22 protein-coding genes, 1 tRNA gene, 1 other RNA gene and 1 pseudogene are annotated in these 21306 nt (G+C 48.3%); 13 read left to right on the top strand and 12 right to left on the bottom strand.

The window, feature by feature from the left end; translation table 11 throughout:
• Positions 1–22: 22 nt before the first annotated feature.
• The gene (locus F6Q11_RS04125) at positions 23–1075 is read right to left on the bottom strand and encodes a hypothetical protein (RefSeq protein ID WP_297026483.1); all 1053 of its coding nucleotides are present in this window, start codon (positions 1073–1075) and stop codon (positions 23–25) included.
• Positions 1076–1182: 107 nt separating this feature from the next.
• On the opposite strand from F6Q11_RS04125, the gene F6Q11_RS04120 reads away from it, so the two are divergent.
• Positions 1183–1524 (top strand): NifB/NifX family molybdenum-iron cluster-binding protein, encoded by a 342-nt coding sequence (locus tag F6Q11_RS04120; RefSeq protein WP_297026482.1) that lies wholly within the window; start codon positions 1183–1185, stop codon positions 1522–1524.
• A gap of 195 nt (positions 1525–1719) precedes the next feature.
• Here F6Q11_RS04120 and F6Q11_RS04115 read toward each other — a convergent pair.
• A pseudogene (locus F6Q11_RS04115) lies at positions 1720–1890 on the bottom strand (IS607 family transposase); the annotation flags it as partial.
• A 209-nt stretch (positions 1891–2099) separates the two neighbouring features.
• Between F6Q11_RS04115 and F6Q11_RS04110 the strand changes: the two are divergent.
• Entirely contained in the window at positions 2100–2321 is a 222-nt protein-coding gene (locus tag F6Q11_RS04110; protein WP_297026506.1) for a DUF167 family protein, read from the top strand.
• Positions 2322–2436: 115 nt separating this feature from the next.
• On the opposite strand, the gene F6Q11_RS04105 is transcribed toward F6Q11_RS04110, so the two are convergent.
• Positions 2437–4038, bottom strand: a complete 1602-nt coding sequence (locus F6Q11_RS04105; protein WP_297026480.1) for a UbiD family decarboxylase — start codon at positions 4036–4038, stop codon at positions 2437–2439.
• Positions 4035–4700, bottom strand: a complete 666-nt coding sequence (locus tag F6Q11_RS04100) for a winged helix-turn-helix domain-containing protein (RefSeq protein ID WP_297026479.1) — start codon at positions 4698–4700, stop codon at positions 4035–4037. Before F6Q11_RS04100 ends, F6Q11_RS04105 begins: the two co-directional genes overlap by 4 nt.
• A 50-nt stretch (positions 4701–4750) precedes the next feature.
• Between F6Q11_RS04100 and F6Q11_RS04095 the strand changes: the two genes are divergently transcribed.
• Positions 4751–5950, top strand: coding sequence for an MFS transporter (locus tag F6Q11_RS04095; protein WP_297026476.1), 1200 nt, complete (start codon positions 4751–4753; stop codon positions 5948–5950).
• 8 nt (positions 5951–5958) lie between these two features.
• On the opposite strand, the gene cutA is transcribed toward F6Q11_RS04095, so the two are convergent.
• Entirely contained in the window at positions 5959–6312 is a 354-nt protein-coding gene (cutA, locus tag F6Q11_RS04090; protein ID WP_297026474.1) for a divalent-cation tolerance protein CutA, read from the bottom strand.
• An 87-nt stretch (positions 6313–6399) separates the two neighbouring features.
• Positions 6400–6474 (bottom strand) — tRNA-Arg (locus F6Q11_RS04085).
• A gap of 148 nt (positions 6475–6622) precedes the next feature.
• Between F6Q11_RS04085 and F6Q11_RS04080 the strand changes: the two genes are divergently transcribed.
• Both F6Q11_RS04080 and F6Q11_RS04075 read left to right on the top strand, forming a co-directional pair.
• Positions 6623–7429: an SDR family oxidoreductase gene (locus F6Q11_RS04080; protein WP_297026471.1), complete on the top strand. Its 807-nt coding sequence runs from the start codon at positions 6623–6625 to the stop codon at positions 7427–7429.
• Between the two features lie 268 nt (positions 7430–7697).
• The gene (locus F6Q11_RS04075; RefSeq protein ID WP_297026470.1) at positions 7698–9008 is read left to right on the top strand and encodes an ammonium transporter; all 1311 of its coding nucleotides are present in this window, start codon (positions 7698–7700) and stop codon (positions 9006–9008) included.
• Position 9009: 1 nt separating this feature from the next.
• On the opposite strand, the gene F6Q11_RS04070 is transcribed toward F6Q11_RS04075, so the two are convergent.
• Positions 9010–9594: a class I SAM-dependent methyltransferase gene (locus F6Q11_RS04070; protein ID WP_297026468.1), complete on the bottom strand. Its 585-nt coding sequence runs from the start codon at positions 9592–9594 to the stop codon at positions 9010–9012.
• A gap of 57 nt (positions 9595–9651) precedes the next feature.
• On the opposite strand from F6Q11_RS04070, the gene ffs reads away from it, so the two are divergent.
• The 3 genes from ffs (at position 9652) to F6Q11_RS04055 (ending at position 11780) form a co-directional block, all read left to right on the top strand.
• Positions 9652–9955, top strand: an RNA gene (gene ffs / locus F6Q11_RS04065) — signal recognition particle sRNA.
• Between the two features lie 4 nt (positions 9956–9959).
• Complete coding sequence (locus F6Q11_RS04060) at positions 9960–11069, top strand: HD domain-containing protein (RefSeq protein WP_297026466.1); 1110 nt, start codon at positions 9960–9962, stop codon at positions 11067–11069.
• A 90-nt stretch (positions 11070–11159) separates the two neighbouring features.
• On the top strand, positions 11160–11780 hold the full coding sequence (locus F6Q11_RS04055; RefSeq protein WP_297026464.1) for an alpha/beta fold hydrolase: 621 nt from the start codon (positions 11160–11162) through the stop codon (positions 11778–11780).
• Between the two features lie 3 nt (positions 11781–11783).
• Here the strand turns inward: F6Q11_RS04055 and F6Q11_RS04050 are convergent, their stop codons facing one another.
• A complete protein-coding gene (locus F6Q11_RS04050; RefSeq protein WP_297026462.1) occupies positions 11784–12215 on the bottom strand; it encodes an OsmC family protein in 432 nt (143 codons plus the stop codon).
• 11 nt (positions 12216–12226) lie between these two features.
• A complete protein-coding gene (locus F6Q11_RS04045) occupies positions 12227–12796 on the bottom strand; it encodes an ankyrin repeat domain-containing protein (RefSeq protein ID WP_297026461.1) in 570 nt (189 codons plus the stop codon).
• Between the two features lie 166 nt (positions 12797–12962).
• Here F6Q11_RS04045 and F6Q11_RS04040 point away from each other — a divergent pair, with 166 nt between their 5' ends.
• Positions 12963–14087: an OFA family MFS transporter gene (locus tag F6Q11_RS04040; RefSeq protein WP_297026459.1), complete on the top strand. Its 1125-nt coding sequence runs from the start codon at positions 12963–12965 to the stop codon at positions 14085–14087.
• 43 nt (positions 14088–14130) lie between these two features.
• Entirely contained in the window at positions 14131–16149 is a 2019-nt protein-coding gene (locus tag F6Q11_RS04035; RefSeq protein ID WP_297026457.1) for a (Fe-S)-binding protein, read from the top strand.
• Between the two features lie 94 nt (positions 16150–16243).
• On the opposite strand, the gene F6Q11_RS04030 is transcribed toward F6Q11_RS04035, so the two are convergent.
• From F6Q11_RS04030 to F6Q11_RS04020, 3 genes are all read right to left on the bottom strand, one after another.
• A complete protein-coding gene (locus F6Q11_RS04030) occupies positions 16244–16798 on the bottom strand; it encodes a TATA-box-binding protein (protein ID WP_297026455.1) in 555 nt (184 codons plus the stop codon).
• Positions 16799–16860: 62 nt separating this feature from the next.
• Positions 16861–17163, bottom strand: a complete 303-nt coding sequence (locus F6Q11_RS04025; RefSeq protein WP_297026453.1) for a metal-sulfur cluster assembly factor — start codon at positions 17161–17163, stop codon at positions 16861–16863.
• Positions 17164–17175: 12 nt separating this feature from the next.
• Positions 17176–17823: a metalloregulator ArsR/SmtB family transcription factor gene (locus tag F6Q11_RS04020; protein WP_297026451.1), complete on the bottom strand. Its 648-nt coding sequence runs from the start codon at positions 17821–17823 to the stop codon at positions 17176–17178.
• Between the two features lie 93 nt (positions 17824–17916).
• On the opposite strand from F6Q11_RS04020, the gene sufC reads away from it, so the two are divergent.
• The 3 genes from sufC to sufD are packed head-to-tail and all read left to right on the top strand — an operon-like array spanning position 17917 to position 21305.
• Complete coding sequence (gene sufC / locus F6Q11_RS04015; RefSeq protein WP_297026449.1) at positions 17917–18657, top strand: Fe-S cluster assembly ATPase SufC; 741 nt, start codon at positions 17917–17919, stop codon at positions 18655–18657.
• Positions 18658–20103, top strand: a complete 1446-nt coding sequence (gene sufB / locus F6Q11_RS04010) for a Fe-S cluster assembly protein SufB (protein ID WP_297026447.1) — start codon at positions 18658–18660, stop codon at positions 20101–20103.
• Complete coding sequence (gene sufD, locus F6Q11_RS04005; protein WP_297026445.1) at positions 20100–21305, top strand: Fe-S cluster assembly protein SufD; 1206 nt, start codon at positions 20100–20102, stop codon at positions 21303–21305. The genes sufB and sufD overlap by 4 nt, the downstream gene beginning before the upstream one ends.
• The last annotated feature ends 1 nt before the right edge of the window (position 21306 follow it).

Here is a 21306-nt window from a genome sequence, read left to right as displayed (position 1 = left end):
ATAACTGATCAAGGATAAGCCATCATGGATGCGACGCCACTCCAATGTGGGACAGGAAAACAGTGGTGGATACAATCGCGTATATCCATGCTATTATAAGTATGGCCCAGGCCAATGTCCCGATATAGTAGATGATGCTTGAGGCGGCTGCATACCCGTAATTCTCCATTATGGATCTCAGGTCGAATGAGGAGACGGAAAATATGGCTATAGGGAACGTGTATGCCCATATGCTTATGCTTGCTGGCTCCCTGAAAACGCGTTTGAGGCTTATCATCATTGCAACGACGAAATTCCAGAGCTCGAATGCCCACAGCGCGAATGATACCACAAGGGCTTCAGGCATGGCTATCTGAAAAACAGACCTTGTGGATGCGATGACCAGCGTGTTTATGACTATTATGCTGGCTACTCCCACGGGCAGAACCAGCATGGGTGAGGGGACGTTTGCTTTCAGGTCCCTTATGTAAGATGCGAAGGCCATTATGCCTATGAATAGAAAGAGGAAGAACGCTATGCCGATGCCCATTACTGTCAAAAACATAACGGTATCGAAGTACTGCGTCCTGAGGATCATGGAACCAAGGAGCACGTTGGATGAGAGCGCAACTGGCGGTATGAGAAGCCCGTATGAGATCTCGTTCGTGTGCACTGGCGATTTCGTGTATAGCTTGTAACCAAGGAAGAAGCTCAGGAAAAGGATGGCCGTGAAATCCGTGAAGTAGTTTGCAACATACAGCTGCGTGTACGATAAATCATAACCGTAGTACGATATGATGGCTGCATTCATCACTGATGCGGAAAGTGGTATTACCGTTGTGAAGCTTATCCTGTTCAGGCTGTTCCAGTCCTCCTTCACGACGCCTGGGTTCATGAAGGTGCGGAGGATCCAGGTCGCAAGAGTGATGATAAAGAAAATAACGCCAAGATAAAGGAATGCCTGACCAGCATAGATCAATTCTGAATATTGGAACACGGAATGAACGTGAATGAAGGCCAGCGAGATAGCAAAGGTTCCCAGTGTTATGGTGAACCATTCGGACCCGAAGAGGCTGAGTTTAGAATTGCCTGCCATCCCGCTGCAATGCAGGATCGATTCATAAGCTTTAACTTCCGCATCCAATGACGCAAAAAATGTGGGAAAAAGTCATAAAGTCATATAGAATATCCTCTATGATGGAGATGAGGATACTTATACCGGTCCTGGAGAAGAACGGAGAGAATTCAAGAGTTTCTCCGCATTTTGGCCGTGCACCATATCTTGCGCTGATAAGTGTTTCAGATCGAAAAATCACGAGTGTAGATTTTGTGGCGGGAGAGGGCCCGCATCCTGAGGAGAGAAGCGAGGAGGAGAAGAAGGCAGCCTCATTGATACACCAGAAGGTCATCGACCTGCATCCGGATATAATAGTGGCGAGCAGAATAGGTCCAAGGGCATATACCGATTTCAACAATGCCGGGATCAGGGTGATAGCCGCGGATGGGGAGACGATATCTCAAGTTGTGAACAGCCTCAATATCTGATGTCTCCAGGTTATGGTTTCTGTTAACCATGTTAACAACCACCTTTGGAAGTTGCCATCTCCAGGAATTCCTGGATGCTTAAACTTCGTGGATACAACCCAATACCTCCTATTCCATCCGCGAACGCTTCAGGAATTGCCTTTCTTATCAGGTTATATGAAGCCTGCAGGTCGGCACGTATCAGTGTTCCATTTATATAACTGTTTTCCTTTTAACATCCCTGTTCAATGGTTTGTAAACATCCTCATCACTGTAATCATAATAACCATTGGGCATAGCTGTGAATCTTATCTTCCCCGTTGAAGCGTATACATGGAGTGTCTTTCTGGAAATACGTAGTAGATTTAATACCTTCTTTGGATTCATAGTTAATAACATAATACATCAGTTGTATGTTATTTGAATTATATATCATAGAAACAAAATCACTTTTTGTTTGAATTTTGATACCCAATGATACAGCGCATGACATGTAATATAAATACTGGATAATGTCAAGCTCCCACTCCGTTATGCCATGGAGCACAGGGTTTTATCTTATTCTCTATTTCTTCTCTGCAGGGCGTATGATATTGATGGTAAAGGTCAAAAATGGACACGAAAGGATAGAGGCTGATGGGCAATTCCTCATAGTATATACGGACGAGCCCAGGGAAAACGGCAGAGCTAATATTGACGTGCTGAAGCAGATCAGCCGGTATTTCAAAGTGGGAGAAGGATGCGTGAGGATTGTCAAAGGATTGACCACTGCCAGAAAAACGATAATTATAGATGATAACTGTGTGCGTGGTTCTTAAAGGAAGCGTTAGGGGTTTGGTGGAATATATAATTCTCAATAGCTTCAGCTGACGAGTAGCTCACTTCTGAGTGGCTGCTTGGATGCTTCCCGTATAAATGTAACATCAGGAAAAGTCAACTGACCCTGTATTTCATTGCAACTTCGGAGGCCTTGGATGTGGCATCTCTGTCTTCTTCAGGGATCTCGTGGAGATCCTTCCTGAGGTCGATGATGAGATGTTCGTCGTCCATGCGCAGGTCCCTATCGCAGTCCATGTTCAGTGCAAGCGTCCACCCAACCTTCTCCATATCGGAAGCCTCAATCGCCTCTGGTATCAATATGTTGACATCCGCATCGGATTCACCATGAGAGATGAGAACCTTTCCTCTGGCCGAGTATATTGCAACGCTCTCCGGGTGCTTCTCTATCCTGAAAGGGCCATTGGATCCTTTGGTTACTGCTAAAAGTTTTGAATCTGTGCCGTCCGCCTTTGCAGTCGGATCGGAGCTTATCACATAAAGGTCTCTCAGGATGGTGAGTGTGCTGCTGAAATTTCTGGTCTCGGCAAGGCTCAGCAGCATCCTCTCAATGCTGAGGTCGGTCTTTCCCTCATTCACGATAACGACCTTGTTCCAGAGGGGATCATTCGCCATGGCTGATATGGCAACGTTCTTCGCCAGGCCCGGGAACGGGGGATCGATGTATCCTATCGCGAGAAAACGGGATCCGAAATTTGGCCATATGATCCTGATATCGTGGCCCTTTGGGCTGGTCTCCCTGATGACGCTGTTCACCCTGATGGACCGCGTGAAGGAAAACAGGTTGATATGCTCCCTGGAATTTGAAGGCATTATATCCACGTAGATCGGCTTTTTCCTTGCTATGATACTCCTGACCTCAGCAACGGATCTGGTCGAATCGTATCCCATGTACCCGGTGTATTCGGCGAACGGGCCCTCATCATATTCCTCGCCCGGAAGGTACCTGGCCTCTATCACGATCTCTGATTCCGCCGGAACGGGAACATCGTTCCTGTAGCCTCCATAATAACTGAAATTAAAGAGCCTCCCTATTCGCCTGTACTCGTCATCCATGAAGGCGGCTGCCGTCAGATAATGGACGGGTGGCGCGCCAATTATCACAGACATCTCCAGCGGCGTTCCGGTCTTCCTGCACTGCTGCAGGTATGACCAGAGATGTCCATGGCTCCCTGCATCAAATGCGTATCGGCCCTTCGCCATGACCTGTATCCGAGTGAAGCTGAGATTCATCCTCTCCGGATCGGAGGGATCCCTCGCAGCGACGATGCCTCCTGTTATATACCTGCCGTTTCCAGTCCTCTTCCCATCGTTTCTGTAGTGCCTAAGAACCGGCAGGGACAGGAGGTCGGGATGATCAACTATGGACATATCGTTTGGAACTGCTTTTTCAACGGGCAACTCGTTCGAAGATCCGTCTCCGGTTATGGCCGTCCACCTCCTGTAAAATTCATCCTCATTTTCAGATCCGAGTATCCTGGTCATCCTCTCTTCGGTTGAAAAGAGTCCCGTTACCAACGAGTATCCGGGAGCGTTCATAATGCGGTTGAACCCCAGGATCTTCCCGCTCCTCTCCATCAACGACGCCATTGCGGAGATCTCGAGATCCGTGGAAAGTTCATCATCGATCACCATGACGTTTCCGCGTTTCTCTTCATCTGCAAGGAATTCTCTCAGCGTTATCCCAGGCAGCTTCATGATCGATCATCACCTCTTTCGTTGTCATTTCCATTATCACCATCCTTTCTGCGGATCCTGCTTAACATCGTGGGTCCAGCGAAGGATGGAAAGCCGATGACGTACAGGAAGTGGTCCTCTGTGGATCTCTCGGTGCTTTCCTCGATCCTCTTCATGAAGTTCATGTGCATCTCGGAATACCTGGCCATTGTTTCCCTCGAGAGTGAAGAAAAAAACATGATCATGAGATCGCTGTTGATCTCCTCGCGATATCTCTTTATCTCCTCCGGGCCTGCCATTGCAATCTGCTCTGCTGCTATCGACATTATGGCTGATGATGTGGTCAGGAATGATATGATGAGGTTCCTAAGGCTCTCATCGTCCATCCCGATCAGCGCTTTCTTTAGATCCTCGGATTTCACGCTTGCAAACATATTCTCATTGATGTAGTAATACTTCTCGACATAGTTCCTGTTGGTCTCGGTCTTTACCTGAATGACAACCCCGTCAGAAACCATGTCCTTGATTATCTGGTAGAGGTTTGACCTGCTTGTTTTTATGGTCCTGGACAGCTGCGTGACGGTCATTGGCCCGTTTTCTATTATCAGCGTTATTATCATTAGCCTGGTCCTGTTAGAGAAGTTCTTCAGGAGCAGGTCTATGTTCTTGGCAGATCCATCCATGATAGCATATTTTTATATAAGATAATAATCTACGTATAAGTCCAATTTATATGTATAATGAAAACAGGAACGACAGTATGCTTCAGAACTTCCACATGACGGTGGCAAATGCGGCCATATCCAGATTCGGGCTATCAGCCTACAACCTTGTGGTCATATGGGTGGTGCTCCATATCACTGGCAGCCCTGCCCTTGCTGGCCTTGCAGACAGCATGATGACTTTCCCGCTCATGCTAAGCATCGTTGTGGGGTCGGTCGTGGACAGGATATGGCTGAAGAAGGAGATCGCGATTGGCGCGGCCATGATCAGGGTCGCCCTGCTGGTACTTATACTCTATGCAATTTACACGGGCAAGGGTATCTACGTTGTGGTTTCAATATTTGCCGCCACGTTTCTGCTTGGTTTCACCTCTGATGTCATCGATTCCGTGAGGGCCTCATGGATGAAGGTCTTCCTCTCAGAGGATCAGTACAAGTCGGGATCGTCAGAGATGTCCTCGGCTACAATGCTGGCACAGGGGGCTGGCTTCGTCATATCAGGAATAATAATAGCGCTCGGCGATATCAGGTCATTTCTCGTTCTCGCACTCATCTTTCTGGCGGCGCTTCTTCCTCTCCTGACGATAAGACATGCAAGATACGGTGGATCCGGTTCCGTTCAGGAGTACATCATGAACGGGATCAGACTGGCAATGGGGGACGGCAGGATAAGGGAGGTCATAATCATAGGCCTTATGGGAAACTTCATACTGGGCATGGCCGGCATAATGTTCATATCGCTTGTACAGGTGGGGTTCAGGCTTCCTGCCATCTACGTGTCCATGATCTTCGGAATGCTGGTGTTTGGAATAGCGGTGGGATCCCTGCTGGGACAGAGGATCAGTGGCAATATCGGAAGGATAAGCATCGCGGTATACGCCATTATAGGAGCATCATTCTTCTCCATTTCATTCGTGAAAAATGGTTTCCTAGCTGTGCCTCCATCATTCATCGCTGGCCTGGCCATGGGCATTGAGAATGTTGCAATAAACACTTCGCTGATGAGGATAATACCCGTTGAGATGATGGCGAGGATCCAGGGGGCATTCAACACATTCGGCATAGCTGCCACAGCCGTATCGAGTATAGCCGGTGGTTTTCTCTATGAGTCTGCAGGCAGTACGTATTCATTCATGACAGTGGGTATCTGCATGATGTCCGTCGCGGTCATGATAAGATTCATGAGGAATTTCTCATCCATGGCTTACTGAGAAGCCGATCATTCTTCTACCCTGCATGAATCCACGAGCCACGCCCTGTAATCTTCGCTGATCCTGTCCATTTTCATAGAGACGATTTCCGGTACTTCATATGTATGTTCCTTTCTTATGAACTCCTCAAGATCGCTCACCTTCTCGTCGACCGTCTTGAACAGGCACATGACCTCCTCGTTTTCATCTATGCTTCCCTTCCACCTGTATATGGACGTCAGGGCCGGAATGATGCTGACGCATGCTGCTAGATTCGCCTCCACGGCTTCTCTTCCTATTTTCTTTGCCATTTCCGGATCGTCAAAAGTCGTAATCACATAGTATGGCATGTTTCTGGCATATTTTCTAGGATTTAATATCATGTGCCTGCGCGTTGTCGGATTGGAAATGCAACGGATCAGGGTTTGCTCAGATCATAGCCTTATGTTGTTGATAAAATGGAAAAGAAGCGGGCCCGGTGGGATTTGGACCCACGATTCCCGACTTAGAAGGACGGTGCCTTATCCTAGCTAGGCCACGGGCCCAGTCAGGCTATCCAAATTCGTTATATAAAAGTTAGGTGGTCATGAAGTCTGTAAAATATAGGTTATGACGCTGTTGAGCGGGCAGCCATTTGTAGCAATTTTGTCGTACCATGAATACTGCTTAATCCTAAGATGCGATGCATATGCCATGGATTTGGATAAAAAGAGTAAGGTCATCATAGATCTTACCGGAAAGATAGTGTTGGTCACAGGGTCGAGCTCTGGCCTCGGAGCTGCCATAGCGAAGTACATGGCCAGAGCAGGTGCAAAGGTAGCTGTTCACTACCACAGCGGAAAGGACAGGGCTGATGAGATCGTTAACGAGATAAAGAAAGACGGTGGTTTTGCGATGTCCTTCTACGGCGATGTTTCGAAGAAGGATGACGTTATGAAGCTTTTCTCCGAAATAGACAGCAGCTTTGGGCCCATAGATATACTTGTTAACAATGCAGGCATAGACGGCAAACGGGAACTTGTGGGCGACGATGTTCCTGAGGACTGGGAGAAGGTCATACAGGTAAACCTCATGGGGCCGTACTACTGCGCCAGGGAGGCTGTTAAGAGAATGAAGCCAAGGAAGAGCGGCGTGATAATAAACATAACGTCGGTACACGAATACGTTCCTTGGTCAGGTTACACGGCATACAGCAGCGCAAAAGCCGGATTGTCCATGTTCACGAAGGCCCTTGCACAGGAGCTTTCGGACTACGGGATCAGGGTTGTAGCCATAGCGCCGGGAGCCATAAAGACGCCCATAAATAAAGATGTCTGGGGCAATCCTGAGTCGCTCAAAGACCTGCTGGACAAGATAGCCATGCCGAGGCTGGGCGAGGTTGATGACATAGGCCAGGCTGCGGTGTTCCTGGCAAGCGATCTTGCTTCATACATAACAGGTACAACACTGCTCGTTGATGGAGGAATGGCGCTGTATCCTGATTTCAAGCATGGCGGATGATTCATTATAAGGAATAAAATGATATATTAACTAGGGATATATCGCTGCATTATCTTTAGCTGTGAGGAATTCGGGTTGTTCCATGATTACGTTCGATCCGTCATTGAATAGGACTCAGGGAGCATGTATATCCGCGAAATATTCATGAACATTAATGGTGGCATTGAGAAATATTTCCATTGAATATATTAACACGGCAATTATTTTCCTGTGAAATGCAAATCATTCTCAGGAAAAATTATTTTATTTATAAATGCTACACTATAATATGTCGGTAAATATTATCAATAACTTCTGGGTTTTGTTCGCGGCCTTCCTTGTATTTCTGATGACAATTGCGGTCGGATTTCTTGAGGTTGGAGAGCTGGGTGAACAGTTAAAGAGGAGTCTCTACAAAACGATACTCATAACAGGGATTGCCTTCATAGTGATGGCTGCAATCGGATTTAACACTGCATTTGCTCCAACGATCTATGGTATCATAGGAAACCCGTTCTATTCGCCAGGGCTATTCCTCGGTTCTATAGGATCATCCACGTCCATATTCTCACAGGTATGGTGGTCGACGGCTTCCTCTTACTTCGATACTGGGCTTCTTGGCATCACATATTTCATGTTTGAAACAGCTTTCGCCTCCGTTACGCTGGCGCTTGTCTCCGTGATCGTTCTGCGGAAGATGAAGATGTCTTCCTTCGTAGCATTTTCAATAGTGTACTTTGTGATTATATACAACCTCCCAGCTGCCTGGATATGGAATCCAACGGGATGGCTGTACAGGATTGGTATGAGGGATTTCGCCGGAGGTCTCGTGGTCCATGGCGCCGCAGGGTTTGCTGGCCTGGCCCTAATGGTTAGGATATGGCAGGAAGAGAGGAGAAATGGCCTTAAGGAGAGCGCTAGGGAAAAAATGCAGATAAACGATACAATGCTCACATTGTCAATACTTCTCCTCATGATGGGCTGGTTTGGCTTCAACCCAGGAAGCGTGTTGGCCTTCTCATATGATACGCTGATAGTGGTTGCCACGACGTTCATAGCAGCTTTCGCAGCGATGCTCTCAACGCTCGCCTCTAGTTATTTTGTCAATGGAGAAACCGGCGGCATAATCAATGCGGTCAATGGCATACTGATGGGGCTCATAGTGATAACGCCTCTGGCAGGCTTTGTTTCGCCTTTCAGCGCCCTGATACTTGGAATAATAGCAGGCCCGATCTTCGTATATGCGGAGAGGTACTTCTCAAGGTTCAAATGGTTCTCGGATCCGGTTGGGTTGATGCCAGGGCATTTCACTGGAGGTCTGTTCGGCGTGATCATGATAGCATTCTTCACGCAACACTCATATGCCCTTCTCTCAGGAAACGGCAATCTACCCAACGGGATCTTCTTCGGAGGCGGCATAGCAGCTGTCCATCAGCTTGGGATAGAGGTACTGGGAATAATGGCCGTTGCAGCGTTCGTCTTCACCGTCTCTTATTTGACCATATACCTGATAAGCAGGGTATCTGGAGGCATACTCTGCAATAAAAACGACTTTGCTTCCAGGTACTATTCAAAAATACCTGCCACGGAAAGGAAATAGATCACAGCCTTTCGAACAATATCCTCATCATCTCCCCCTTTATCTCATATTTCTTTGTGAAACCTTCTATGTTCAGCCTCTCCACATCCTCCATCGTGAGCGCATGTTTTCCGGCTGCCCTGTGGAAGCTCCTCAGATTTGGCCTGTAGTACTCGTAAACTGCTACAACACCCTTCCTAGAGGTATACCGCGCCATGTTCCGCAGGCCGTCCTCTCTGCATTTCCAGTGGTGAAAAGATATCGATGTGAATATGAAATCGTATTTCCGATCAAAAGGTATAGATCTGCTGCTGCCCAGTTCTGTTCTTATCCTATTTCCGAACCTTGATAGCTTTTTCCTTGCAATGCTCAGCATGTACGGAGATGGATCGACGCAGTCAATGGACACATCGGGGAAGGCGGACGCTATGAAATAATCCGCTGTTCCTGTGCCGGAACCAACATCAAGGATCGCTGATGGCTTGAACTTTCCAACGTCGTCAACGATGATGGCGTATAGATCGCGCAGGAAATGGTTTGATATCATCCCGTAGAAGTATGATGAAACAGGACCAAACTTCTCTTCTCCTTCCTTGTAAAGATCCATGCATATCTATATCCAATCATATGCATAAGCTTTTTACCGGTTCTTTTATATCGTTATTGCCAGACTTGGCCGGGGGGTTAGGCGTCCCCTGTACCCGAAGTCTAGATGCGGGGGCGACAGCCCGGTGAGACCACCTGGGTTTCTGCCAGGCCCTGCGGAATCAATGATCTCCTGTCCCTCTGGATCGGAGGCCCATAGGCACGATCTCAAAGGAGAACGCGTCTATGGCCTGCCAGGGGAACGCGCCAGGCCCGGAAGGGAGCAACGACACCTTGGACTCTCGATGCTGGAGGGGTGCGGGGGTGAGAGGAAACAGGGGGTACCTGACAGGACGCCCAGACCGAACCGGGTGTGTCTGGCTTCTGATGGACATGAATTCAAAGATAGTGCAGGATCCGGTCTTTGGGCCAATACGCGCGTCGGGTGCCATACTCGAAATAATGGATACCGTGGATTTCCAGCGGTTGAGGTACATTAAAAATCTCGGCCTCTGCTATCTGGTTTTTCCAAGCGCCAACCACACGAGGTTCGAACATTCCATTGGCACATATCATCTGGCTGGCATGTATCTTGATCACCTCGGTATAAGATCGGATGAGACCCTCGTTGCAGCACTGCTTCATGACGTTGGCCATTTCCCATTCTCACACACGATAGAGGAATTTTATTACAGGAACGGGCGCGTGGATCACCTGGGCGAGGGAATAAAGATCATAAACGGTGAACGCGAGAGCGAAATACCGTCTATACTTGAAAGGCATTCCATTGATGCCCGAAAGGTCATCAGGATCCTGGAAGGCAAAGAGAATGTGCTGTCCGAGGTAGTCAGTGGCCCGATAGACGCCGATGAGCTTGATTACCTGCGGAGGGACTCATTCTACTGCGGGGTCTCGATAGGCTTCGTCAATCCCGCACGCGTAATCAGCGTATCCGCCGTCCATGATAACATGATGGTGGTTGAGGAGAAGGGCCTTTCCGATATCGAAAGCCTTCTCATATCACGCTTTCTCATGTATCAGGCAGTTTACTTCCACAAGACGTGCAGGATAGCCAATAGGATGCTTGAGAGGGCAGCCGTATTGTCAGAGGCCTACGACACATACATGATGAATGATCAGGAACTGACGCATCTGCTCATCTCAGACCCGAGATCAAGGGACATCATGGAGAACATACTCAACCGCAGGCTCATGAAGGTTCTTTACAAGGTAAAATACGAGGAAAGCCTCAAAAGGGATATTGAAGGCACACTATCGGACAGGTTCATAGTGGACGTGATACCACCGCTCTCTTTCAGGGGAAAGGAGAGGCTGAAGACACAGGTTGGCGTTCTTCTGGAGGGCAAAATAGCCACAGGCGAGGAATCATCACCACTGGTCAATGCCCTCAACTCCGCGATAGAGAGACGTTATCTTTACGTTTATGGCTACAGGGAAGACGAAGAGGAGCTGAAAAGGGATCTGGCAAGCATCTGATAATAGAAATCATTGTTCTGGGAAAACAGCCAGAATTATTCATGAACAATGAAATAGAATCATTGAAATCAGAAGTCCGGATACACGATCATGGAAGTAGAGGAAGGATTTATTGATATCAACGGGACAAAGGTTTTCCACAGGAAGAAGGTCTTGGTGGGAAACAAGAAGAATATAGCACTCTTTCACGGATACTCATTCACATCCATGGACTGGGATAGGGCTGACCTCTTCAGCAATTATTCGAAGGTTGGATACAACGTTTATGCCCCAGATTACCCAGGATTCGGAAGATCGTCTGGATCAGAAAGGTACGGAATAGCAAGGGGGGATCTTGATCATGCGGCACTGTTCATACACGATTACCTGAAGGCGAACGGCATCGATAGATCGGTCATACTGGGTGCATCGATGGGTGGTGGAATGGTCCTCATGACTGCGCTGCAGTACCCGGAGATGATTGAGGGTGTGATAGCGGTTGCGCCGGCATGGGTTGAATCCATGAGGGATGATTTGAAGAGGATAACGCAGAAGACGCTTCTGGTTTGGGGGTCAAAGGACCATGTCGTACCAATATCGCTTTCAAGGGAATATGCTTCCATCATACCCGGATCAAGGCTGGAGATCGTTGACGGTTCCGGACACCCTGTGTATATTGAAAAGCCAGATGAGTTCGTGAGAATAACTGTAGACTTCCTGAAGAGCTTGTGATCATCACACGAACTCGTATTCCACTATTTCCTCAACGTTATTTCTTATCGCTCTGGATATGAAGCAGTACTTTTCCGCCAGCTGCATTGCCCTGGGTATCTTTTCCTTGTCCTCATCGTTTACGCCTATCTTCACATGTATCCGGATCCGGTGAAACTTGAAGCCCTTTTCAGGAGATGGCCCAAGCTCTGCAGTGACGTGGCTGTTCCATGTCTTCAGATTTATACCCATCCTGTCCTTGAACTCAAGGAATGTTGTGAGAAGGCATGAAGCCAATACGCTTGGAAACAGCGTTTCAGGATACAACTGGCCCTCTGGCCCGCCGAACTCTGGAGGAGAATCAACCTCTATCCTGCGGTCCCCTATCGAGACCTCGGTACGCCTGTCGTCTATCCAGGAGACATCGCCTTCATATACATGCATCTCATCAGCCATCCTGAGCACCTCTATCTTAAAGATGATCCAAGAAGATCTGATATCTCTTTTCTTCCGAAAACTTCTGCAGCTCTCCAGACGTTCTGGCCTGTATTGTTTCTGGCTTTCAGATCGCAGCCAGCCTCGATCAACATCTTCAGGCACTGCACCCTGCCGTATTTGGCTGCAAGTATTGCCGGCGTATCCCCTTCAGCATTCTTAACATTGATGTTTGATCCGGACGAGATCAGAAGTTTAACCATATCGGTGTATCCGAATATTATGGCCCAGCACAGAGGCGTGTTGCCGGAATTGTCAGGCAAGTCCACACTGCATTTCATGGAGATGATGCTCCGGGCCGACTCAATGCGATTATTGCGCACGGCCCACATCAACGCCGTGTTGCCCTCTATGTCCCTGTCATCCACATGATCGTACTTTCTTGCAAAGAACTCGATCAGATCAGTCCTTCCGTACATGGCTGAGATCATCAGTGCATTCCTGTAGTACTGATCCCTGTAATCCCAGAGTTCATCGGAAGCTCCCTCTACGGACTTCATGTCGGCGTTCTTTATTGTTTGCAGAAGGTTCTGATCGTCCATGCAGATACAACGTTGAGAGGACAGATAAATGTTTGCCTTTTCGCGTTTGAAATCTGGCATGCAGGGAGAATGCTCGCATCAATATCTTTTATTGATACATGCAGCAAAATGTCGAATTTCATGGCATCAAGGCAAATAATTAGAACACACATTGCATTGAAGTTTCGTGAAACGGGGATATCTTGTCATAGCGCTCGTCGTTATGTCCATGAACTCGCTTTACCAGTACTCATGGAACGTTTTTGAGCCCATGATAGCCTCAGGCCTTCACACAACAACCGTTTACGTTGAGGTTGCCTTCACCATATTCACGGTGTTCTCGACCACGTTTCAGGGCGTGGGCGGATATTTTGCGGACAAAGACGGCCCTGCAAGGATAGGAGTCATATCTGCAGTACTTTCCGCAGTGGGTTTTCTTGGAGGATCCCTGTCCAGATCGATCTACGAATTCTACGTCATATGGGCCATGGGAAGCATAGGTGAAGGTATACTCTACGGAATAGCCACTAACCTTGCCGTGAAATGGTACAGCGATATAAGGGGGCTTGCGGTGGGAATAGTCTCCCTGGGCTTCGGGCTCGGATCGAGCGTTGCCAATGTGTTTCTTGTCCATGCAGCCGGTTTCAGGACGCCGATGTTGATCATAGGTATAATGGAGATGGTCATGATGCCCGTTCTTCTCTATATGACAAGGTATCCTGGCACGAACCTCACGGGCGGGAGGCCGAGGCGTAACCTATCCAACCCGGCATTCTGGATCCTCTACATCTCCTTTGTCTTCGGGTCAGTTCCTCTGCTGGTTATCTCGTCATCCTTCGGTTACATAGGCAGCCATCTGCCGCTGTTCGAGTTCTCCGTACTAGTATCGCTGTTTCCACTTCTCAGCGGAATAAGCAGGCCTATGATGGGGTGGTTATCGGACATGATCGGCAGATCAGCAAGCGTCATCATAATCGATGTCTTCATAATAGCCGGTTCGGCATTCCTTGTCATGAGGGATTACGTTCCAGCCATAGTTTTCATAGGATTCTTTGGAGGATCGATGATATCCCTGTACTTCGCATACATAGGCGATGTGTTCGGTACGAGGTTCTCCACCGCCAACAACGGCGTTTTCTACACGGGAAAATCCATCTCAGGCTTCGTCGGGAGCACCATATTTGCCCTGATATTTTCATATAATATGAGCATCTCATTCATATTCGTTCTGGTATCTGGAATCATCGGGCTTGGATTCCTGATGGCAGCGCGTGGTGCAGTGAAGAGGTTCAGCCAGCGTGATGGAAACTGAATGTGTTAAAGAAGGTTAAAATACGCATAGCCCATATTCGAATATGGCCATACCCGTAAGCCCAACGCTGGTATTCATCCCCATTCCAGAGCTCATAATACTTTATTCAATATCATTTCCGGTTGCCATATTCGACATCTATATGTGGTACAGATCCTATTCGAAGAAGGGAATCAACTATAGGGTGATGTGGTCATATCTTATATCCAATTTTCCGAGGATGGTGAAGCAGTTCTTCAGCTACGCCATATTCCAGAGGAAAATAGTCAAGAACAGGTATGCAGGCATCATGCACCTGTTCATATTCTACGGCTTCGTCATACTCTTCATAGCCACAGCACTTATCGCGTTATCCCATGATATACTGAAGCCTATCATAGGCGTCGGGATACTCTATGGAACATTTTACCTGATATTCGAGGTATTCACGCAGATAGGCGGCATAATCCTCATAATAGGCCTGATAATGGCCATAGCCAGGAGGGCAACGAACTTCGTATCAATGCACACAACCTCCGAGGACTACATACTGCTCTCCGGCATACTGATACTTGCGCTTGAGGGATTCTTCCTTGGCGCATTGAAGATAGCGCTCTTCAGGGAGTCATTTGATGTTTACAGGTTCGTGGAATGGTACCTGAGCTATATATTCCCGTATGGAAGCTTAAGCCCGGCAGGCATAGCCGTATATCGCGGCCTGTGGATGGCCCACATTCTGACCGCATTCCTTGTGGCCCTCTACCTTCCATACTCAAAGCTCTTCCATTCCCTGCTATCCCCGACGCATGCAACGAAGACGGTCATACGCGGCAATTCGTACATAGGTACGCCTTTCATACTCTCCGAGGTCATGGCCTCAGGGAACTACGAGGTGAAGGTCGGGGCGAAGAATGTGAAGGAGCTTTCTCTGGAGTACGTGACAGCGGCCATGGCATGTACAGACTGCGGTCGCTGTGAAAGGGCATGTCCAGCATACGCCTCCGGCACAGGGCTTGATCCAAGGGCCGTGGTGCAGAACCTCAAGAAGACTGTTGGTACGGATACGGAAATCGTGCCTGTCATACTTACAGAGAACGCCGCATGGTCATGCACCACCTGCATGGCCTGCGTGGAAGAATGCCCTGTTCTCATAAGGCCCTACAATTTCGTGACCGAAACTAGGCGCAACCTGGTCATGGAGAACAGGGTTTCCAAGGAGACAACAACATACCTTACCAACCTTTACAACACGGGAAATCCGCTTGGAAGCTCGCCAATGGACAGGGATGACCTGCTGCAGTACGCGGAAAAGTACTCAGAGGACAAGGAGGTACTTTACTGGGTCGGATGCATGGGCGCCTACGATCCCAAGGCCAAGGAAACCGCCATTGCTGTTATGGATCTCATGAAGAGGGCCGGTGTGAAGTTCGGGATCCTTGGTTCTGAAGAAAAATGCACGGGCGAGACCGCCAGGAGGATGGGCGAGGAAGGCCTATTCCAGACTCTGGCAACTGGAAACATAGAGACGTTCAATAGGTACGGGGTTAGGAAGATCGTCACATCTTGCCCGCACTGCTACAACACATTCAAGAACGAATACCCGGAGTTCGGGCTAAAGGCAGAAGTCATCCATCATTCGGAGTTTCTGGCGCAGCTTATACGTGAGGGGAGGCTGAAGGTGAAGAACTCTGAAACGATCATGACATACCACGATCCATGCTACCTTGGGCGTGGAAATGGAGTCTACGATGATCCCAGGTTCATCGTCTCATCATCCGCGAACCTTGTCGAGATGGAGAAATCAAGGAATTCTAGCTTCTGCTGCGGTGCAGGAGGAGGCAACTACTGGTACAGGGTTGATAACGAGAAATCCATAAGCCATATAAGGATGGATCAGGCGCTCAAGACTGGCGCATCCAGCGTGGCTGTGGCATGCCCATTCTGCAACGCAATGCTATCTGATGCGGCAAGGACCATGAACGTCGAGGATAAGGTACAGGTCAAGGATATTGCCATAATAATCAGAGAAAACCTGATCGACGATCAGGGTATGGATGCCTCTGGCCAGAAATCTGCAACCTGAAATTGCATTTTATACTAATAGGGAACAGATTCTGTATACATTTTTTAGTTACAGATCGCCATCGCGATCTGTTTCGAAATGACCTTTACTAAAACTATATCAGGCCGACCTTCTGCAACTCCTTTTTTACCTTTATGACGGCCTGTTCTATCTCGCTCTCCTCCTTCGCACCGGTGCACACAACCTTACCGGAACCAAACAGAAGGAGAACAACCCTCGGCTCTTCCACCCTGTAAACAAGTCCTGGGAACTGCTCTGGTTCATACTCCACGTTCTCAAGGCCAAGCGACATGGCGATGTCGGTGAGGTTCAGCTCCGATTCAAGGTCATAAACAGCCACAATGTTCTGCACTATTATTTCTGGATCATCATATACTTCGATATCGGCTGCCTTGAGCTTGTCGATTATGATCCTTATTGTTCTCTTCACGTCCTCTATGTTCTTCGCTCCCGTGCAGTTTACCTTACCGCTCCTGAAGATAAGCACAGCTGTTTTCGGTTCCTGAAGCCTGTATATCAAGCCGGGGAACTGCTCCGGTTCGTATTCAGATCCATCGAGGGCGAGCGCGATCCTGCTAAGATCCAGATGCTCCGCAAGTGATGTTGATGCTACTATATTCTCTATGGTGATCTTTTCTCTCTCACTCATAAGTTATCAGATGGTTTATATTTAAATAGTATTTAAAGATATGATTGCCTTCGATAATTCGATCAGTAATCAATATTCAGGGCCTGTTTTGCCTCATCGCTCATCATCTTTGGGTTCCATGGCGGGTCCCACACAAGCTCTATATCGCATGCCTCAACGCCGGGAAGTTCCTCCACAACTTGCTGCGCCTCGCTCAGTATCCACGGAGTCACAGGGCAGGTCGGTGCCGTCATCGTCATCTTTATATACACCCTGTTGCCGTTTATCTGAATGTCGTACACCAGACCAAGATTTACGACGTCATAGCCTATCTCTGGATCGGCCACGGCCTTCAGGGCTTCCAGTACCTCTTCCTTTGTCACCATTCCACAAACACCTCACAGTTTAACCTCAATAACACACTTGCTCGATCCATTGCTGATCTTCTCGGTTATTTCGAAATCTGCGTTCAGCGACTGCACTATGAGATCCTTTCCAAGAGAATTGCATATTATCCTGTTGTTTGTCTTCGCTAGATCGTAGAATATGCAGTTGTGCCTGGATATGATCACCCTGTCGCTGTAAATGTCAAGCGTTGCGTTGTAACCGAGAATGTTCAGCATTGAAACGTATTCCTGAATCTTCTTTATCTTCTCCTCTCTAGGCTTGTAACGCAGATCTTCGGCGAGCCATCCTGTATCGGATATCATCCTGGATGCTATCCTCTCAAGTATAGCATTCATCCTCTCAGTGCCCATGACCTTCTCCGCCTCTTCCAGAAGGAGTTTGGCGAAATCTATGTACTTCTTAGGAAAGAGCGAAATCCCCTTATCTGTAAGTCTGTAATATTTCTTTGGCCTGCCGGCACCTCCGCTCTGAAAGTAAGAGGAAACATAACCACGCATCTCGAGATACTCCAGATGCTCTTTGACGGCAGTCTTGTTTATCCCGAGAAGGTTTGAGAGGTCATCGACGCTCCTGTCCTGGACGTTGAGGCTCTCCAGTATCGTCGTCTTCGTTGCTCCCAGGATGTCGTCATATATCATATGATATGTAATGCGTAATGGTTATTTAAATTTAGTCAATTTAGACACAAAAAAGTGTTTAAATAGTATTAACGTATATTCCCTTGATAGCTTATGATACTCGAGATCAGAAACCTCTCTGCATCAGTTGAGGATAAACAGATACTGAAGGATGTCAACCTGAAGATAGGTGGTGGCGAAATACACGCCCTGATGGGTCCAAACGGGGCCGGCAAAAGCACGCTGGGCAACGTGCTCATAGGGCATCCAGATTACAAGATAACCGGTGGCCAGATAATACTTGATGGCAAGGATATAACATACGCAACGCCCGAGGAAAGGGCCAGGGCTGGGCTGTTCCTGGCATTCCAGAGCCCAGTGGCCGTTGAGGGGGTCAGAATATCCACATTCCTGAGGATAGCGTACAGCCATCTGCATCCGGATGAAAAGATAGTGATTTCTGAGTTCAACAAGAGGATAAAGGAGGCCATGAAGACCGTAGGGCTTGATGAGAGCTTCATATCAAGATCCGTCAACGACGGGTTCTCCGGCGGAGAGAGGAAGAGGTTCGAGATACTGCAGATGCTCATACTGAAGCCCAAGATGATCGTTCTGGACGAGATAGATTCCGGCCTGGACGTGGATGCACTGAGGATGGTGGCCGAGCAGCTTAAGAGGTATTTCAGCAGGGATGTCGGCTACCTCATAATAACGCATTATCAGAGGATACTGAAGGATATCGAACCGCAGTTCGTTCACGTCCTCGTAAACGGTACCATAGCGATGAACGGAGACAAATCGCTTTCAGATAAGATTGAGGAGAATGGTTATGATTGGTTGAAGGAGGTGGCATAAATGGAATCAACGTATGTTAATAAGGATGAGGAGATAGATCGACTTATAAACGATCTTAAGTCAAACGGTGCTCTGGATTACGGCTTCCACGATAACATAAACCCCGTTTACTCTACGGGGAAGGGACTGAGCAGGCAGGTCGTGGAGGAAATATCTGAGATAAAGAAGGAACCTGACTGGATGAGGCGCATAAGGCTGCATGCCTATGAGATATTCATGTCCAAGCCCGTGCCCACATGGGGCCCGGATCTGTCCGGGATAGACTGGGAGAACATGACGTATTACAGCAGCCCAGACGAGGTAAAGGCGACCAACTGGGACGAGGTCCCCAAGGAGATAAAGGACACGTTCGAGAAGCTTGGCGTGCCAGAGATGGAGAGAAAGTACCTGGCCGGATCCATAGCGCAGTACGACAGTGAAGGAATATACAACAGCCTGAAGAAGGAATGGGAAGACAAAGGCGTTGTATTCATGGATCTGGACTCTGCGCTCAAGAGGTATCCGGATCTGGTGAAGGAATACTTCGCCAAGGCGGTACCTCCAAGCGATAACAAATTCGCTGCCCTGAACGTGGCGGTATGGAGCGGAGGTGCATTCCTGTATGTTCCGAGGGGAGTGCATGTTGATATGCCTCTTCAGACCTACTTCAGAATAAATGGGGAGGCCACTGGCCAGTTCGAGCACACGATAGTCGTTGCGGACGAAGGATCAAGTGTACACTATCTTGAAGGCTGCACTGCTCCAGTTTATTCCAAGGACTCGCTGCATGCGGCCATAGTTGAGTACTACGTCATGAAGAACGCTCATGGTAGGTACACGAGCGTCCAGAACTGGTCCAAGAGTGTATATAACATGCCGACAAAGCGTGCATGGGTTGAGGAAAACGGCAACATGGAGTGGGTCGGCGGTTCCCTTGGATCGAAGATCACCATGATATATCCATCGTCCTACCTTAGGGGCAGGAACGCGACAACCTCAAACCTCAACATCGCACTGGCGGAGTCCGGTACGGTTAAGGATACTGGGGCAAAGGCAATACACATGGCGCCAAACACAAGCTCAAAGATCATTGCGAAGAGCGTTTCTCTGGGCGATGGCAAGTCGATATACCGCGGCCTTGTGAGGATAAACAAGGACGCTGTAAATGCAAAGAGCCATGTGCAGTGCGATGCCCTACTCATCAACGACGAATCCGTATCGTACACAATGCCGCATGATGAGATATACGAACCCACCGCCAACTTCACGCACGAAGCGACGGTCGGCAAGATCGGTACCGAGGAGCTCACATACCTGAGGTCCAGGGGACTGTCAGAGGACGAGGCAAGCTCACTGATAGTGCTGGGTTTCCTGGATGACGTCATGAAGGAGATCCCAATGGAGTTCGCCGTTGAGATGAACAGGCTGGTCAAGCTTGAAATGAGCAAGATGGGTGCTGTGGGATGATCGAACAGATACGCGACATGATAAATGAACGTGGATACGACCGGCTTCATGAATACAGGCAGGAGAACTTCATCCAGTTCATGAAGACACCACCTCAGGTCTGGAAGGAAAGCCCGACCAGGATGAGGTATGTGGAGTTCACGGACGAATTCGTAGAGAAGATGGTTCTTGGCCGGCCAGAAGATGATGAAGGCGAGTACAGGAGATCGGAAGAGGACGTGGCCATCGTGAATGGCCATGTCCATGTTTACAATGCGAAGGGCCTGATAGTTTCATCTATGCGGGATGCGGAGGAGAAACATTCCTCCATAGTTTACGATTTCGCAGGAAGAGAGTACGTATACGACAGGTACGAATTCCTCATAAACGCTGGCTTCCATGACGGGATCTTCATCTACGTACCAAAGGGCATATCGGCTTCAATAGACATCGAAGACTATGCCTCTTCAGCCTCTTCATTCGCAGCCAAGAACATGATCATTGTGGACGAGGGATCCAAGCTGAAGCTTTTCAGGAGGATCTCCGGCAGCGGCAATGGAAACGGATACCAAGGAGACAACACATATATATTCCTTGGAAAGAATGCTGCAGTTGAGTACAATCAGGTTCAGGATAGGCCCAAAACAGTTGTTGGCCTTCAATTCATAAGAACATTCATGGATGACTATTCTTCGGCCAGGATCTATCACGCTGAGAATGGCTATGACAGATCCATTATAGTTACGGAATCATATCAGCAGGGAAACAACACCAACTACCAGGTGAGAGGCGTCAGCTTCACCAGATCGCTTCAGCAGATGGATCTTAGGGATAATACAATTCAGATTGGAACGCACACGGTTGCAGACATATACATAAGGGGAATAGTGCGGGATAAGAGCCTGACGATGCAGCGCGGAAACATAGATATACGCGAGCAGGCCAGGCACGCCGAGGGCTATTACGACACGAGGATACTGCTGCTCTCAAGGGAGGCGTTCGCAAACACAAAACCTGCGCTGCTGATAAACAACAACGATGTGAGATCGAAGCACGCGTCAGCGATAAGCAACATCGATGATCAATCGCTCTTCTACCTCAGATCCAGGGGCATAGGTGAAGAAACGGCCAGGAACATGATAGTGGAGGGCTTCACTGAACACGTTGTTGAAGGATCAGATGAAAGATTGAAGGAGGCCGTTGTCAGGTTCTCCGGCCTCTGAT

This window comes from Thermoplasma sp. (assembly GCF_008709555.1).
Taxonomy (GTDB): domain Archaea; phylum Thermoplasmatota; class Thermoplasmata; order Thermoplasmatales; family Thermoplasmataceae; genus Thermoplasma.
The sequence above is the reverse complement of the archived record's forward strand: the minus strand, read 5'-3'. Positions and strand labels throughout refer to the sequence as shown.

What these genes read in the sequence shown, in the direction of transcription:
- F6Q11_RS04125 (WP_297026483.1), bottom strand. Translation starts at nt 1,075, where the DNA reads ATGGCAGGCAATTCTAAACTCAGCCTCTTCGGGTCCGAATGGTTCACC.
- F6Q11_RS04120 (WP_297026482.1), top strand. Translation starts at nt 1,183, where the DNA reads ATGAGGATACTTATACCGGTCCTGGAGAAGAACGGAGAGAATTCAAGA.
- F6Q11_RS04110 (WP_297026506.1), top strand. Translation starts at nt 2,100, where the DNA reads ATGGTAAAGGTCAAAAATGGACACGAAAGGATAGAGGCTGATGGGCAA.
- F6Q11_RS04105 (WP_297026480.1), bottom strand. Translation starts at nt 4,038, where the DNA reads ATGAAGCTGCCTGGGATAACGCTGAGAGAATTCCTTGCAGATGAAGAG.
- F6Q11_RS04100 (WP_297026479.1), bottom strand. Translation starts at nt 4,700, where the DNA reads ATGGATGGATCTGCCAAGAACATAGACCTGCTCCTGAAGAACTTCTCT.
- F6Q11_RS04095 (WP_297026476.1), top strand. Translation starts at nt 4,751, where the DNA reads ATGTATAATGAAAACAGGAACGACAGTATGCTTCAGAACTTCCACATG.
- cutA (WP_297026474.1), bottom strand. Translation starts at nt 6,312, where the DNA reads ATGATATTAAATCCTAGAAAATATGCCAGAAACATGCCATACTATGTG.
- F6Q11_RS04080 (WP_297026471.1), top strand. Translation starts at nt 6,623, where the DNA reads ATGGATTTGGATAAAAAGAGTAAGGTCATCATAGATCTTACCGGAAAG.
- F6Q11_RS04075 (WP_297026470.1), top strand. Translation starts at nt 7,698, where the DNA reads ATGTCGGTAAATATTATCAATAACTTCTGGGTTTTGTTCGCGGCCTTC.
- F6Q11_RS04070 (WP_297026468.1), bottom strand. Translation starts at nt 9,594, where the DNA reads ATGGATCTTTACAAGGAAGGAGAAGAGAAGTTTGGTCCTGTTTCATCA.
- F6Q11_RS04060 (WP_297026466.1), top strand. Translation starts at nt 9,960, where the DNA reads ATGGACATGAATTCAAAGATAGTGCAGGATCCGGTCTTTGGGCCAATA.
- F6Q11_RS04055 (WP_297026464.1), top strand. Translation starts at nt 11,160, where the DNA reads ATGGAAGTAGAGGAAGGATTTATTGATATCAACGGGACAAAGGTTTTC.
- F6Q11_RS04050 (WP_297026462.1), bottom strand. Translation starts at nt 12,215, where the DNA reads ATGGCTGATGAGATGCATGTATATGAAGGCGATGTCTCCTGGATAGAC.
- F6Q11_RS04045 (WP_297026461.1), bottom strand. Translation starts at nt 12,796, where the DNA reads ATGGACGATCAGAACCTTCTGCAAACAATAAAGAACGCCGACATGAAG.
- F6Q11_RS04035 (WP_297026457.1), top strand. Translation starts at nt 14,131, where the DNA reads ATGGCCATACCCGTAAGCCCAACGCTGGTATTCATCCCCATTCCAGAG.
- F6Q11_RS04030 (WP_297026455.1), bottom strand. Translation starts at nt 16,798, where the DNA reads ATGAGTGAGAGAGAAAAGATCACCATAGAGAATATAGTAGCATCAACA.
- F6Q11_RS04025 (WP_297026453.1), bottom strand. Translation starts at nt 17,163, where the DNA reads ATGGTGACAAAGGAAGAGGTACTGGAAGCCCTGAAGGCCGTGGCCGAT.
- F6Q11_RS04020 (WP_297026451.1), bottom strand. Translation starts at nt 17,823, where the DNA reads ATGATATATGACGACATCCTGGGAGCAACGAAGACGACGATACTGGAG.
- sufC (WP_297026449.1), top strand. Translation starts at nt 17,917, where the DNA reads ATGATACTCGAGATCAGAAACCTCTCTGCATCAGTTGAGGATAAACAG.
- sufB (WP_297026447.1), top strand. Translation starts at nt 18,658, where the DNA reads ATGGAATCAACGTATGTTAATAAGGATGAGGAGATAGATCGACTTATA.
- sufD (WP_297026445.1), top strand. Translation starts at nt 20,100, where the DNA reads ATGATCGAACAGATACGCGACATGATAAATGAACGTGGATACGACCGG.